Raw genomic sequence first — 13,818 nt, forward strand, 5'->3', positions numbered from 1 at the left:
GCCTCCGTGCTTTGCCCTGCCTGTCTTTTATGGCGAACAGGCGGGGATGGAGCATGACCTCAGCCCCCGTCCTAGGCCGCCCTCTCTTCCACGCTTCCCAAGTAACGCCCTCTGCCGGCCTTGGCGCCTGATCGGCATGCTCCCTCTGCCACGAGGTGACCATGGTGGTGTTGGCCCCGCCAGACGCCTCGCCCGAGGCACTGATGGTAAGGCCTGGGCCTAGTTCCCGAGGGCGAACTGGACGGCGACCGAGATCTGGAGCGCAGGGGTATCGCGGTTCAGCCCGGCGCCTCCGGCCACCCCGACCACGGCGCCGTTCGGCAGGCGGTAGCGAAGCCCGGCCTGGAGCAGGCTGAAGTCGCGGTTCCCACGCTCCTGCTGCGAGAGGGCGTAGGTGAGGACGAGGGCCAAGTCGCTTGTGACGGCCTGACCGATGGAGGCGTTGAAGAGGTAGCGGTTGGTCCGATCCCCGGGCTGCGGATCGATGCGGGTGGTCCAACCGAAATTGGCGTGGATTCCGAGGGGCAGGCGCCCCGGGCGGAAGGTCTTGCCGACGAGCGCCACCCCCTCTGCCTCGTAGGCGGTGCGGCCGGGGCCGTAGATCGTGCGGATGCGTCCGAGGAGACCGACAGCTGGGGCGGCGCCCCGCTCCTCGGAGAGCTGGTAGAGGAGGCCGAGGCCACTGGTACCGCCTGCGCGGGCGCGCTCGCGCTCCTCCTGTTGCTGCGGCAGGGTGTCCCCATCAGTGAGGTCGACGGCGGTGCCGAGGCGGCGCCGGGTCTCAAGATTGCCGTAGGCGCCCGTCTGGCCGAGACGGAGCTCCAGCCGGGGAAGGACGCCGATCTCGTACTCGGTTTGAAGCGCGCCGGTGTCGCGGATCCGGCCCTGGCGCGCGCGCTCATAGGCGCCAACGACGCCGATCTCGGCGGTGCCGGGGGCAGCGGCGATGGGGTCGGTGATCTCGAACGGGTCGTCGGCGAGCTCGATCGGCTCGTCCTGGGCGGCGACGGGGGTGGCGGCGAAGAGGAGGAGAGCGAGAACGCGGCGGGACATCGTGCCTGCCCTTAGGTCGGGCAGGCGCGGGGCGCCAGGGCGAGGCGTGCGGGCGCCCAGTCAGGGCTCATCCTGCCCGCAACCGCTCCTCCGCCTACTCCACCCGAAACTAGCATGCCGCTTCCAGCTAAACGTCGCCATGACAGCTGTGTGCCGAGAGGGGAACTGTTTTCCCGGGTGCCAGATACTCCACGACGGACGTCGCGAACTCCTGCGGGTCATTCGTCACGGTAGCTCTGGCGATCTGGGCTGACGTGAGCCCTCTCACACCAACTGTGGTGCTGACGATTGGCTTGCCGAAGGCAAGCGCTTCCAGAACCTTCACGCTCACGCCCGTTCCATAGCGCAGGGGAACGACTGCAACTTGGATGTTCTCATAGAAGTCGTTCACCACGTCGAGGTGAGGCCAAACCGTGACCCCCCTCGCGTTACGGATGACTGGCTGTACCTTTCCAGCAATTCGCCCAGCTATAAGGAATTTAAACTCTGGTATCGCTTGTCTGATTAGAGGCAGCACCTGACTAGAGAAGAATAGCATGGCGTCGAGGTTCATGACATCGTCGGACGCGACGAAGCCTGCATGGAACTCAGGCGGCTTGTCTCTCCTCCTGCAGGATGGCGCCTGCGCCTCCTGCGGCCATGGGGCATAGATGACCTTGCCTGCAAGCTCCGGGAAGGAGCTATAGAATTCGAACTCTTCTGGCGAGGCAACGAGTATTTTGTTGCAGCGCGAAAGCAGCTTAAGCTCGGTCTGTCGCGACCGTTCGAGGCTCACCCGTGTGAAATGATGTCGTAGCCACGCGGCACCATGTTGCTTAACCGCCGACGCAAGGGAGAGCTTGCGAAACAAATTCCCATAAGCCTCCTGGTACTCGCTAGCCCTTTTGACGAAGTCATCATGCAGATCGAGGACGATCTGGATCCCCGGAGTGTAGCGGATGATCCTGCCAGCAAGCTGAAGCGCATGAATCTTATGGAAGTAGATAATATCAATATCCCAATTGAGCAGCTGCCGAGCTGGCAGCGTAGCTCCTGGTCCGCTTTGTAATGTCGCGAGCAGAGGATGTGACGCGAAAACGTCTCCAGTGAGCCGTCTCTCTAGTTCCCGCCACGCCTGTCCCAGCTTCCCCGATAACTTTCCCCCATTATTCCAGCCGGGCAGGAACATGTGCCCTTTGAACATCTTGCGGTAAGCGGCCTGGGTTTCTTCCGCGTCAGCTAGTGCACGATCACGAAAGAAGCAGACTGAATAAATTTCTGCGCCTTGATCTGCGTATCTCTGAGCGACGGAGGTGTAGATCTGTTGCGATCCGTTCCTTGGGGGCAGAAAGAGCTCGTCTGTGACGAATGCTATTTTCTGCGGTCTCGTCATCACGGCATCCTCCACCTTGTTGTTTCGCCGCCGAGAAACGGTGCATGGTTCAGATTGTTGGTGACCGGATTCTACATAATTCTCTGCTTTGCTTCGGCGGCGCCGAGTTTCCCCATGCGTCGGCCCGATCTCGCCGGGACACTCCCTTGTGTGTTTGGCGACCTCAATGCTGCTTTAAGGCGTCATAGTTTTGCCTGCACCTGAGATTCGGCCAGGTCGATGTACCCTTGTGACTTAATCTGACAGCTGCTGCGAAGCCGCTGCAGCTCAAGATTTACCCGAACGACCGTCCATACATAAAAGGCCGTGAGCGGCTCATTGCCTTGCCAAAGACGAGTTTCCGCCATGTTCGTTATCAAAAATAAGCCCAGAAACATTGTGGCCCAACTGGCAGTCGTACCTGCTCCGGCGAGGCCAATACTGATCAGGCGCACGAAAAGAACGAGGATGCTCGCCACAAAGAGGGCGACGCCTATGAGGCCCGCATCAAGAGCGAGCTGGAGGAAGCCGTTATGCGCGTGGAGATCGAACTGTTTTGTCCAGTACCAGAAGAGGGCACCAGGAGCGCTCTCCCCTAGCCAGAAAATGCCGTAACCATATCCGGCTAACGGCTCCTGCCGAATCATCTCTAGCACGAACTCCCATATGTTCGTGCGGCCGGATAGGGTCACATCCCTTCCCAACGCTTCCGCAATTAGCGCTGAGGCATGCCCGCCGAAGATGAGGGCAAAGGCGATAACCCCTGTTAGGAACCCTGGGGCAAGGGACCGCGCCAAGCCGTCGCTCCATAGGAGCTGCTTCACCAAGCTGGAAACCAGCACGGCAACGCCGATGGAGAGGATGGGGGTGCCGGAGCGGGAGAGAAGAAGACACGAGAAGGAACCAACAAGGGCGCAGACATCAAGAGACATGATCCGGAAGCGCCTCATGCGCCACGCCATGCTGATCCGATGAATTGCGGCGATCGCCGCAATCGCCACGAAGCCACCAAGGAGATTCTTGTGGGCAAACGGACCCCGAAGCTGGCTGTGAACGTCTAGACCAAGACCCGGAAATGCTGCAGTGAAGAGAAGCGTCGTGATAACAGTAATCACCGCGGCCCTAATCAGCGTTCTCGTAATCTGATCCTCGTTGAAGTGCAGCCCAGTAAGTAATCCAAAGCTTACGGCTCCTAAGAGAGCGACTGCACGCCGCAGAGTTGGACCAGGAAGAACCGACCACGTTACCGATGCGAATGACCAGCCCAGGAGGATGATCAGAGGAGTCCCGAGCAGGAGTAGCGCTCCCGGGCGCGTGTACCAGACAAGTAGCGTTAGGTTCGCCACGTACATACCGAGCAAAAGGAGCTGCTTTCTCGGATCACCTTCCTGGGCAATGCTCGTGACATCTTCGTCCGATGGCAAGCCAATCGGTTGATCGCCGAGAAAGCCCGCTTGCAATCCGGCGAGAAGGAGGACCGAAACCACGGCCATCCACTGCATCAGCCTGGGCGGAACTCTGTCACGCATGTGACCATCCGGTTACAGGCATTCAATAAGAGACGATGTGACACAGAGTTTCAAGAGCTACTTCTATGCTGCAGGCTCAGTCACGGCAAAAGCGGAAATGCTCGGTCTATTCCCGCTAGTACTGTAAAGACGGAAGATCAACCAATGGTGGCAGAAATCCAATTGGTGCATCTTTTGGTTGGGATGTCGAGATTTCTCGCTTCAGCTTTCAACTCAAGACGTTGAACTGGCGAAGAGTTCGCGAGTTAGGTATTATTTAAGCTACACCTTTCTCCTTCCCCTCATGCGCACTACGAGGGTGCATTAGGTAACGTCATAAGCTTTCATGGCTTCACGGCTCCGATATCATCACGCAGGAAGCGGTTCGGCATGGTCGGGCAAGGGGAGATGGCTGCACTGTGAGTGCGAAGCAGGGGTCCGCAAGGCGGCTCCTCACATACTACAGATGCCGTATCCGCAAGCGCTATGACTCAGTGGCGGGGAGGTGCCTGGAACCAGCCTCGATCCCCCGGCTGCAGATCGGAGCATGTCCCCTTCGACCTGAAGAGAAACGAGACGGAAGACGCAGCCTTGCGCAAAGCTGGTAGCGGATGACGTGTGATGCTCGGGGCTGAAGAGCACGCAGTTGGCGCTTGAAGGCGATCGCCCGAGGAAAGGGAACACCAACTCTGGGGAAGACTAATTCGAAAAGGCCGAGCGATTACAAATAACTAAACCTTGTAGACTAAATCGCCCAAGTCCCAAGCTTCGGAGACAATGGCCTCTCCGGAGAGAGAAAACGGCGCTCGTTCCGCACTCGAAGTATCAAGCTATGCGCGGAAACTGAGGCCAGAACACACGGAGAAGCGCGATCCAACCTGCCAGAGAAAAATTGTCTCGTGGAAAGTTGGAGCGGGCGAAGGGATTCGAACCCTCGACCCCGACCTTGGCAAGGTCGTGCTCTACCCCTGAGCTACGCCCGCGCTCCGTGTGGGGCGGCGTATGACACGGGCTGCGGGGGCTTGCAACCCCCTCCCTGCTCGGGGAAATCGTCGGGAAATGCCGCAAACTCCCGACAACCTCCTCGCCCGCCTCAAAGCAGCGGGCATTCAGGCCACTACGCACCGACATCCACCACTCCACACCGTCGCGGAGAGCAAGGCGCTGCGCGGCGCATTACCTGGCCTGCACGTGAAGAACCTCTTCCTCCGCGCGAGGCCCCCGCACCCCTTCCTGCTCGTCGTCGCAGAGGAGGACACGCCGCTCTCGATTAACGCTCTCGCCCGCCGCCTCGATACCGGTCGCCTCTCGATGGCGAGCGAGGCGGAACTATGGGACCGGCTAGGCGTGCGTCCCGGCTCCGTCACCCCGTTCGCCCTGGTGAACGCTTCTGCCGGCAGCGTCCGTCTGGTGATGGACCGACGCCTTCTGGAAGGGCAGGGGCCGGTGAACCTCCACCCCCTCACCAACACAGCCACCACCGCGATCGCGGCTCCTGATCTCCGGCGCTTTCTCGAAAGCCTAGGGCACACACCCGAAGCCATCGACCTTGTGGAGGCCCCCGCGTCCCCGCTTGCCTGAGAGCCCGCGCGGCGCATCTATGGGGGCGAGCAGATCGCCCGAAACGCCCCTCACGACCAGGTTGGAACCGCTATGAGCACCTCTCTCGACCAAACCCAGCCCACGGCCGACGACCTGATCAAGGACGGCGACCAGCGCAGCTTCATGCAGGACGTCGTCGCGGCCTCGCGCGAGGTGCCGGTGCTGGTGGACTTCTGGGCCACCTGGTGCGGCCCCTGCAAGCAATTGACGCCCACGCTGGAGAAGGTGGTCCGCGCCGCCGGCGGCCGCGTGCGGCTGGTCAAGATCGACATCGACAAGAACCGCGCCCTCGTCCAGCAGCTCGCCCAGCTCGGCCTGCCACTGCAGTCCGTACCGACGGTCGCCGCCTTCTGGCAGGGCCAGATCGCCGACATGTTCCAGGGCGCCCTGCCCGAGAGCGAGGTGAAGCGCTTCACCGAGACCCTCCTGAAGATGGCGGGCGGCCAGATGCCCTCCGCCGACCTCCTGGCAGAGGCCAAGCAGGCGGCGGAAGAAGGGGACCACCAGGGCGCGCTCGAGCTCTACGGTGCCCTCGTTCAGCAGGAGCCGGAGAACGCCGCCGCCTATGCCGGCGTCGCCCGCAGCCTGATGGAGCTGGGCGAGGAGGAGCAGGCCACCCAGGTACTGGACAGCCTCTCGCCCAAGCTGCGCGAGCACGCCGACGTCGCCGCGGTCCGCAGCGCCCTCGAACTTGCGGCCGCCGGCAGGGAGGCGCGCGGCAAGCTGGCCGAGTACGAGGCCCGCTTGGCCGCTGACCCGGACGACCACCAGGCCCGCATCGACCTCGCCATCGCACTCAACGCCGCCGACGACCGCGCCGGCGCCACCGACGCCCTGCTGGAGGCCTTCCGCCGCGACCGCGCCTGGAACGACCAGGCCGCCCGCAAGCAGCTGCTGAAGTTCTTCGAGGCCTGGGGCTTCGAGGACCCAGCGACCAAGGCCGGCCGCCGCAAGCTCTCCTCGATGCTCTTCAGCTGAGGCAGCCCCGCCCGGGTGCCTCAACGAAGGCACCCGGGCAACCGCCCGGCGATCAACCCGGGCGGAGGCGGCGCCGGCCAGCGGCCAGTGCCCTGGACAAGCCGCCCATCCGGCGCATCTGCCCCACCTACACGCAGGCGAACGGGAAGACCGGCCATGCCCTTCAAGCCCTCCGGCCTCGCGGCCCTGCCGGCGGAGATCGCGGTGTTTCCCCTCACGGGCGCGCTTCTCCTCCCCGGCGGCCGCCTACCGCTGAACATCTTTGAGCCGCGCTACCTCGCGCTCGTGGAGGCGAGCCTCGCCCAGGGCCGGTCCTTTGGCATGATCCAGCCCGACCCCGCCGCCGCCGCCCAGGCCGGCGCCCCCGGCCTCTACAAGGTCGGCTGCCTCGGCCGCCTCTCCTCCTTCTCCGAGACCGACGACGGCCGCTTGCTGATCAGCCTCACCGGCATCATCCGCTTCCAGGTGGCGGCCGAGTTGCCCGGGCGCGATGGCTACCGCCGGGTGCGCGCCGACTACTCGACCTTCGCGGCGGACCTGGACAATCCCGCCCCCTCGGCCGAGCTCGACCGCCCCGCGCTGCTCGACGCGCTCCGCGCCTATTTCCGCACTCAGGGAATCGACGCGAACTGGGAGGCGATCGAGCGGCTGGAGGACGATGCCCTCGTCACCACCCTCTGCATGGTCTGCCCCTTCGAGCCCCTGGAGAAACAGGCCCTGCTGGAGGCGCCCGACCCTGCCTCCCGCGCCGCGATGCTGGTTGCGATGCTCCGGATGGACAGCTTGCCCGGTACGGGCCAAGACGTGCGTCCGAGCTGAGGCGAAAGCCGAGAGAGAACCCATGAGCCAGACATCCGGTCCGTCCGCCGGCGCCGAATCTCCCGCCGTCGATCCCCGCCTGCTGGAGATCCTCGTCTGCCCCGTCACCAAGGGCCCGCTGCGCTACGACCGCGCCGCCGGTGAGTTGGTGAGCGAAGGCGCGGGCCTCGCCTACCCCATCCGCGACGGCATCCCCATTATGTTGCCCGACGAGGCCCGCCGCCTCGCGGACTGAGGCGCCGTGCCCACCCCCACCGAGATCCGCCTGAACCGCACCGAGCGCCGGCTGGACGTGGGCTTCGACGACGGCAGCCGCTTCGAGCTGCCCGCCGAGTACCTGCGCGTGGAGAGCCCCTCTGCCGAGGTGCAGGGCCACGGCCCCGGGCAGAAAACGCTCGTCCACGGCAAGCGGGAAGTCGGGATCGTCGCGGTGGAGCCGGTCGGCCACTACGCCGTGCGCTTAGTCTTCGACGACCGCCACGACACCGGCATCTACACCTGGGACACCCTGCACCGCCTCGGTCGCGAATACCCCACGCGCTGGGCGGAATACGTGGCAGCGCTGGCCACGCAAGGCCTGTCGCGCGACCTCCGCGGGCGGGGGAGGGGCTGATCCCGCTCCAGTTCCAATCCGCCCTCGGCCTGTTGGCCCTGGCCGTCCTCGCCTGGGCGGCAGGTGGCGCCGCGCGCCCCATCCCCTGGCGCGCGGTGGCGGTCGGCCTCTCCCTGCAAATCACCCTCGGCGCCACCCTCCTGCACATCCCGCCGCTCCGTGCCGCCTTCTCCCTCGTCGGCGACGCGGTGAGCGCCCTCGCGCGCGCGACCCAGGCGGGCACGAGCCTCGTCTTCGGCTATCTCGGCGGCGCACCGCTGCCCTTCGCGGAAGCGCGGCCGGGTGGCGCCTTCGTCCTCTTCTTCGGGGCCCTGCCGATCGTCCTGTTGGTCGGCGCCCTCTCCGCGCTGCTCTATCACTGGCGCGTGCTGCCGGTGATCGTGCGGATCATGTCCCGTGCGCTGCGCTCGGCCTTCGGTATCTCGGGCGCCTGCGGAGTCTCGGTCGCGGCCAATGTCTTCACCGGCATGGTGGAGGCGACGCTCTTCATCCGCCCCTGGCTCGCCAGCCTCTCCCGGTCCGAGCTGCTGGTGGTCATGACCGCCGGCCTCGCGACGATCAGCGGCAACATGCTGGTCGTCTATGCCGCCATGCTGGCCAACGTCGTGCCCGACGCGGCCGGCCAGCTCCTGGCCGCGAGCCTCGTCAGCGCCCCCGCCGCCATCCTGGCCGCCCGCCTCATGATCCCCGGCGAGACCGCCCCCGAGGGCGCCGACATCGAGGCCCCGCGCCTCTACGACAGCAGCATGGATGCCCTGACACGCGGCACCTCGGATGGTCTCTCGCTGCTGCTGAACATCATGGCCGGGCTGATCGTCTTCGTGGCGCTGGTGGCGCTGATCAACATGATCCTCCAACCGCTCGTGGGCACGACGTTGGAGGCGATCGCTGGCGTCCTCCTATGGCCGCTCGCCTTCGCCATGGGCATCGCCCCCGAGGACGCGACCGCCGCCGCCCGCCTGCTCGGCATTCGCGGCGTGGTGAACGAGTTCGTCGCCTACCTCGACATGGCCGGAGAGGGCGGTGCCGCGCTGGCCCCGCGCACGAAGCTCATCCTCTCCTGGGCGCTCTGCGGCTTCGCGAACTTCGCGAGCGTCGGGATCATGGTCTCCGGTATGGGCGCGCTCTGCCCGGAGCGCCGGGCCGAGATCGTGCGCCTCGGCCTGCCCTCGCTGCTCGCCGCGACGATCGCCTGCTGCATGACCGGCGCGACGGTGGGGCTGCTCTCGCCTTGAAGCCTGCGATTACGCCGGCCGCCGTGCCCTCAGCGCCGCCGCCAAGGTCCCGTCATCCAGCACGTCCAGCGCCCCACCCATCGGCACGCCCTGCGCAAGCCGCGTGACGGGCACCGAGAGAGGCCGCAGCCGGTCCACCAAGTAATGCCCGGTGGTCGCGCCCTCCACAGTCGCAGGCAGCGCGAGGATCACCTCCTCCACCTCGCCGCCCGCCACGCGCTCCACCAGCGGCTGAATCGAGAGATCCTCCGGCCCCACGCCCGCGAGCGCTGAGAGCGTGCCGCCGAGCACGTGGTAGAGCCCGCGATGCGCCCCCGCCCGCTCCAGCGCCCAGAGGTCGGAGACACCCTCCACCACGCAGACCAGCCCGCGTTCACGCCGCGGGTCGCGGCAGACGGAGCAGGGATCGCGCGAATCCAGGTTCCCGCAGACGCGGCAGGGCCGCACCGCCTCCGCCGCCGCCTCCAGCGCGTTGGCCAGCGGGATCATCAGGCGCTGCGGGTCCTGCAGCATCTTCAGCACCGCGCGGCGCGCGGAACGCCGTCCGAGACCGGGCAGGCGGGACAGGAGATGGATGAGCTGCTCCACCGGGTCATTCGGCGGAACGGCTCCCGGGGCGGGCGCAACGCGCACGGAGGAGGCATCGAACGGCATCCTCTTCATATGGTGATGCCGCCCCCCCTCCGCATCAGAATGGCCGCGTCAGAACGGCAGCTTGAAGCCGCCCAGCCCGCCGCCGCCCATGCCCGGAATGTTCAGGCCGGAGGTCGCCTTGGACATCTCCTCGGCCATCATCGCCTCCACCTTCGCCTTCGCGTCGGCATGGGCGGCGATGATCAGGTCCTCCAGCACCTCGCGCTCATCGGCCACCAGCAGGGAGGGATCGATCACGATGCCCTTCAGGTCGCCCTTGCCCGAGAGGGTCACGCGCACCATCCCGGCGCCCGCCTGGCCCTCCATGGTGGCGGCCTCCAGCGTCGCCTGCATCTCGGCCATCTTGGCCTGCATCTGCTGCGCCTGCTTCAGCATGTTGCCCAGGTTCTTCATCGGCGGTCCTCGCGGTCAGGGAAAAGGGTTCAGGGCCGGTCCATGCCGGCCGGCTCGGCGTCGAGCGGGGCGAAGCCGGGATCGCCCTCGGCCGGAAGATAGCCGACTTCGTCCTCCTCCACCGGCTCGCCGTCATTGGCAAGGCCGGGGAGAAGCTCGGGCGGCGGCAAGCCATAGGCGTCGAGATTGGCGTCCCGCACCTCCCGGATCTGCGCGCCGGGAAAGGCCTGCATGACGGCCAAAACCAGGGGATGCGTCCCCGCCACCTCCAGCCGCGCCGCCTTCGCCTCGCGCGACTGCTCCGCGATCGTTGGCTCGCCCGGCGCATTAGAAAGCGAGACGGTCCAGCGCGCCCCCGTCGTCTCCTGCAGCAGGGCGGTGAGCTGCCCCGCGAGGTCGCGCGGCGCGTCGGGCCGCGTCCGCAACTCGATCCGCCCTTCGGCGAACTTCACGAGGTGAACGCTGTGCACGAGATGCGCGTGCAGCATCGGCTTCCGCCCGGAGGCGAGCGCCACGACCTCGCGGAAGGTGGTGGGGGAGGGGGCCGGCGCCGCCTCCGTCACGGGCGGCATGGCCGGTGCCGCCTCCGCCATCACCGGCGCACCACCAGCGACGGCCCGCAGCCCGCCGCCGGAAGGCGCGCCGATCGAAGTCGTGGCCACCGCGCTCGCCATGGCGCCGATAGGCGCCGGCGCCGCGCCGCGTGGCCCAGGCCCACTGGCCTGCCCTGCCGGCGCGCCGGAAAGCCGCCGTACGATCTCGCCGGGCGTCGGCATCTCGGCCAGATGCGCCAGCCGGATGAGCACCATCTCCGCCGCCGCGCGCCGGTCTGGGCTTTCGGCCACCTCGCCGATCCCGCGCAGCAGCACCTGCCAGGCGCGGCCGAGCACGGGAATGGTCAGGGTCTCCGCCAGCGCGCCCCCGCGAACCCGCTCCGTCTCGGGGATGGAGGGATCGTTCCGCAAGCCCGGCACGGCGCGGAACCGCGTCAGCGTGTGGGTTAATTCGGCCATGTCGGCCAGCACCACGCCGGGATCGGCGCCGCGCTCGTGCGCGCGATCCATCCCCGCCAGCAGGCCCGGCAGGTCGCCGCGCATGGCGGCCTCCATCAGGTCGAGCACGAGAGCACGGTCGGCGAGGCCGAGCATGTCCCGCACTCCCTCCGCCGTCACGACGCCGCCCTCGGTCGGCATGGCAATCGCCTGGTCGAGCAGGGAAAGCCCGTCGCGCACCGAGCCGTCCGCCGCGCGCGCGATCATCGCCAGCGCCTCCGGCTCGATCGAGGCGCCCTCCTTCTCCGCGATCCCGGCGAAATGCGCGCGCAGCACCTCCTGCGGCACACGGCGCAGGTCGAAGCGCTGGCAGCGCGAGAGGATGGTCGCCGGAACCTTGCGGATCTCGGTGGTGGCGAACAGGAACTTCACCTGCGGCGGCGGTTCCTCCAGCGTCTTGAGCAGCGCGTTGAACGCCGCCCCGGACAGCATGTGGACCTCGTCGAGAATATAGACCTTAAAGCGCCCCTGGCTCGGCCGGAAGCGCACGGCCTCGCGGATCTCGCGCACGTTGTCGACGCTGTTGTTCGAAGCTGCGTCCAGCTCCATTACGTCCGGGTGGCGGTCCGCCAGGATGGCGCGGCACTCGGGGCAGACCCCGCAGGGATCGGCCGTCGGCCCGCCCTTGCCGTCCGGCCCGATGCAGTTCAGCGCGCGGGCGATGATGCGGGCGGTGGTCGTTTTTCCCACCCCGCGCACGCCCGTCAGCATGAAGGCGTGCGCCACGCGGTTCTGCGCGAAGGCGTTCCGCAGCGTGCGGACCAGCGCCTCCTGCCCGATGAGGTCGTTGAAGTCCTGCGGCCGGTACTTTCGCGCCAGCACCCGATAAGGCTGCGAGGGCTCGGCGCCCGGCGTTGCAGAGGAGGGCGAGGCGGGAACCGGCGCGGGCGAGGCCGCCGCGGGAACAGGTGCCGGATCGGGATCGCCGAAGAGGCCCGGCCCCTCCATCGGAGGCTCCGGCAGCTCGTCCGACGTTTCTGGCGAGAGATCGGTGTCGCTGGTCATCCGGGCCGCAGGGTTGGGGCGGCCTGGGCCGCCAGGCGATCTGATGGGGCAGGACCCCAAAGGGTGGAAGACCGGCCACGACCCAGGCGTTTACCCGCCTCGGCTGCTTCCTTCCGGACCTGACCGGGTCGACGAGGCGCCCGTCCGCGACCGGCCTTCCGCGGCGGAATATGGGGGGAGGGGGGCCAGGAGTCCACCGGGTCTCCGCCGGATGAACCGGCTATCAGCCCCGCGGCCACCGGGCATTGCGCCGGGAACGCACCCGTGTTGTCCCCTCCCGCCCCCCGTGCGAGTTTCCGGCCCCACATGCTCAGCATCCCCGCCAGCCGCCCGAACGCCTATACCGGCAGCCCGCTCGACCGCGTCTCGGACCGGCGGGACGACGCCGATTTCGTCGCGGCGGCCCTGGCCGACCCCGCCAGCCTCATCGCCCCCGTCTGGCGCGCGAAGAGCCTTCTTCGCGGCGTCGAATCGGGCGCGCCCGAGGCCGTGCTCCTCACTCGAGAGGCTGCCGAGGCCGTGCTGATGACCGGCGGCCCCTGGGCCCTGCTCGGCCTGCGCAACGATGGCACCGCGGTCTTCACGGTCGATTGCAGCGCCGCCGAGGACCCGCTCCCCCTCCTGCCGGAGGGCTATGGCAGCTTCCACGACCTCCGCGCCGTCGCCGGCCTCCTGCCGCCCGGCGAGGCCTCGATGCTCGCCCATGCCCGCGGCCTCATGCACTGGCGCACCCGGCACCGCTTCTGCGGCGTCTGCGGACAGCCCTGCGAGCCGCGCTCGGCGGGGAACGCTATGTCCTGCACCGGCTGCGGCGCCCAGCACTTCCCGCGCACCGACCCCGCCGTGATCATGCTCGTGGTGGACGAGGACCGCGTCCTGCTCGGCCATTCCACCCGTTTCCCGAACAGCACGATGTACTCCACCCTTGCCGGCTTCGTGGAACCGGGCGAGAGCCTGGAGGAGGCGGTGCGCCGCGAGGTGCACGAGGAGACCGGCGTCAGGGTAGGGGAGGTGTTCTACCACTCCTCCCAGCCCTGGCCCTTCCCCGCCTCCATCATGCTCGGCTTCCACGCGGAGGCGCTGAGCCAGGAGATCACCATCGACCCGGCCGAGCTGCGCGACGCCCGCTGGTTCACCCGCGACGAGATCCGCAACCCCGAGAGCGCCGGCTTCTCCTTGCCGCGGGTCGACTCGATCGCCCGCCGCCTGATCGAGGACTGGCTGCAGGGAGCCCCGGCATGATCCGCGCAACCCTCCTCCTTCCCGCCCTGCTCCTCCTCGCCGCCTGCGGCCGGAACGACCCGCTGCCGCCCGCCGACACCCCGGCCGAGGCCGCCTGCCGGCGCGAGGCCGAGGCCAGCCCCGCCGCGAAGGCCGGCTATGCCCGCCTTCCCCCAGCGGACAACGTCACGCAATTCAACCGCGTGAAGGCCGAGATCGCCGCCGCGGAGCGCGCCGCCTATCTCCGCTGCATGCGCGACAAGGGCCTCGCCCCGCCGGGCGGCGTGGAGCCGGTGCGCCCGCCCCGCTGATCCTGCCGCCCCGAGCGGTGAGG

Annotated in this window: 14 protein-coding genes, 1 tRNA gene and 1 other RNA gene; 8 read left to right on the forward strand and 8 right to left on the reverse strand. The window is 67.4% G+C overall.

Going from position 1 to position 13,818, the window contains the following annotated elements; genetic code table 11:
• Window positions 1–219 precede the first annotated feature (219 nt).
• From D9599_RS08970 to D9599_RS08985, 4 genes are all read right to left on the reverse strand, one after another.
• Window positions 220–1,053, reverse strand: a complete 834-nt coding sequence (locus tag D9599_RS08970) for a hypothetical protein (protein WP_198380895.1) — start codon at window positions 1,051–1,053, stop codon at window positions 220–222.
• Between the two features lie 127 nt (window positions 1,054–1,180).
• On the reverse strand, window positions 1,181–2,425 hold the full coding sequence (locus tag D9599_RS08975) for a glycosyltransferase (RefSeq protein WP_198380896.1): 1,245 nt from the start codon (window positions 2,423–2,425) through the stop codon (window positions 1,181–1,183).
• Window positions 2,426–2,607: 182 nt separating this feature from the next.
• Complete coding sequence (locus tag D9599_RS08980; RefSeq protein WP_198380897.1) at window positions 2,608–3,933, reverse strand: O-antigen ligase; 1,326 nt, start codon at window positions 3,931–3,933, stop codon at window positions 2,608–2,610.
• A gap of 887 nt (window positions 3,934–4,820) precedes the next feature.
• Window positions 4,821–4,895, reverse strand: a tRNA-Gly gene (locus tag D9599_RS08985).
• 76 nt (window positions 4,896–4,971) lie between these two features.
• On the opposite strand from D9599_RS08985, the gene D9599_RS08990 reads away from it, so the two are divergent.
• From D9599_RS08990 to D9599_RS09015, 6 genes are all read left to right on the forward strand, one after another.
• Window positions 4,972–5,493, forward strand: coding sequence for a prolyl-tRNA synthetase associated domain-containing protein (locus D9599_RS08990; RefSeq protein WP_232480310.1), 522 nt, complete (start codon window positions 4,972–4,974; stop codon window positions 5,491–5,493).
• Window positions 5,494–5,565: 72 nt separating this feature from the next.
• The gene (locus D9599_RS08995; RefSeq protein WP_198380899.1) at window positions 5,566–6,492 is read left to right on the forward strand and encodes a tetratricopeptide repeat protein; all 927 of its coding nucleotides are present in this window, start codon (window positions 5,566–5,568) and stop codon (window positions 6,490–6,492) included.
• Between the two features lie 156 nt (window positions 6,493–6,648).
• Window positions 6,649–7,311 (forward strand): LON peptidase substrate-binding domain-containing protein, encoded by a 663-nt coding sequence (locus D9599_RS09000; RefSeq protein ID WP_198380900.1) that lies wholly within the window; start codon window positions 6,649–6,651, stop codon window positions 7,309–7,311.
• A 22-nt stretch (window positions 7,312–7,333) separates the two neighbouring features.
• A complete protein-coding gene (locus tag D9599_RS09005; protein ID WP_198380901.1) occupies window positions 7,334–7,546 on the forward strand; it encodes a Trm112 family protein in 213 nt (70 codons plus the stop codon).
• Window positions 7,547–7,552: 6 nt separating this feature from the next.
• Window positions 7,553–7,924, forward strand: a complete 372-nt coding sequence (locus tag D9599_RS09010; RefSeq protein WP_198380902.1) for a gamma-butyrobetaine hydroxylase-like domain-containing protein — start codon at window positions 7,553–7,555, stop codon at window positions 7,922–7,924.
• Between the two features lie 32 nt (window positions 7,925–7,956).
• Window positions 7,957–9,159 (forward strand): NupC/NupG family nucleoside CNT transporter, encoded by a 1,203-nt coding sequence (locus tag D9599_RS09015; protein WP_232480311.1) that lies wholly within the window; start codon window positions 7,957–7,959, stop codon window positions 9,157–9,159.
• Window positions 9,160–9,168: 9 nt separating this feature from the next.
• On the opposite strand, the gene recR is transcribed toward D9599_RS09015, so the two are convergent.
• The 4 genes from recR to ffs all read right to left on the reverse strand — a co-directional run bounded on the left by recR (window position 9,169) and on the right by ffs (window position 12,422).
• The gene (gene recR, locus D9599_RS09020; protein ID WP_198381067.1) at window positions 9,169–9,813 is read right to left on the reverse strand and encodes a recombination mediator RecR; all 645 of its coding nucleotides are present in this window, start codon (window positions 9,811–9,813) and stop codon (window positions 9,169–9,171) included.
• Window positions 9,814–9,861: 48 nt separating this feature from the next.
• Complete coding sequence (locus D9599_RS09025) at window positions 9,862–10,206, reverse strand: YbaB/EbfC family nucleoid-associated protein (RefSeq protein WP_198380903.1); 345 nt, start codon at window positions 10,204–10,206, stop codon at window positions 9,862–9,864.
• A gap of 29 nt (window positions 10,207–10,235) precedes the next feature.
• Window positions 10,236–12,263: a DNA polymerase III subunit gamma/tau gene (locus tag D9599_RS09030; RefSeq protein WP_198380904.1), complete on the reverse strand. Its 2,028-nt coding sequence runs from the start codon at window positions 12,261–12,263 to the stop codon at window positions 10,236–10,238.
• 63 nt (window positions 12,264–12,326) lie between these two features.
• Window positions 12,327–12,422: signal recognition particle sRNA small type (gene ffs / locus D9599_RS09035), an RNA gene on the reverse strand.
• Between the two features lie 147 nt (window positions 12,423–12,569).
• Here ffs and nudC point away from each other — a divergent pair.
• Together nudC and D9599_RS09045 are read left to right on the forward strand one after the other, a co-directional pair.
• Window positions 12,570–13,505 carry an NAD(+) diphosphatase gene (gene nudC, locus D9599_RS09040; protein WP_198380905.1) on the forward strand — a complete coding sequence of 312 codons (936 nt, stop codon included), beginning with the start codon at window positions 12,570–12,572 and terminating at the stop codon, window positions 13,503–13,505.
• Window positions 13,502–13,795, forward strand: a complete 294-nt coding sequence (locus tag D9599_RS09045; RefSeq protein WP_198380906.1) for a phosphoribosylamine--glycine ligase — start codon at window positions 13,502–13,504, stop codon at window positions 13,793–13,795. The genes nudC and D9599_RS09045 overlap by 4 nt, the downstream gene beginning before the upstream one ends.
• Window positions 13,796–13,818 lie beyond the last annotated feature (23 nt).

The organism is Roseomonas sp. KE2513, from assembly GCF_016107305.1.
GTDB lineage: Bacteria > Pseudomonadota > Alphaproteobacteria > Acetobacterales > Acetobacteraceae > Roseomonas.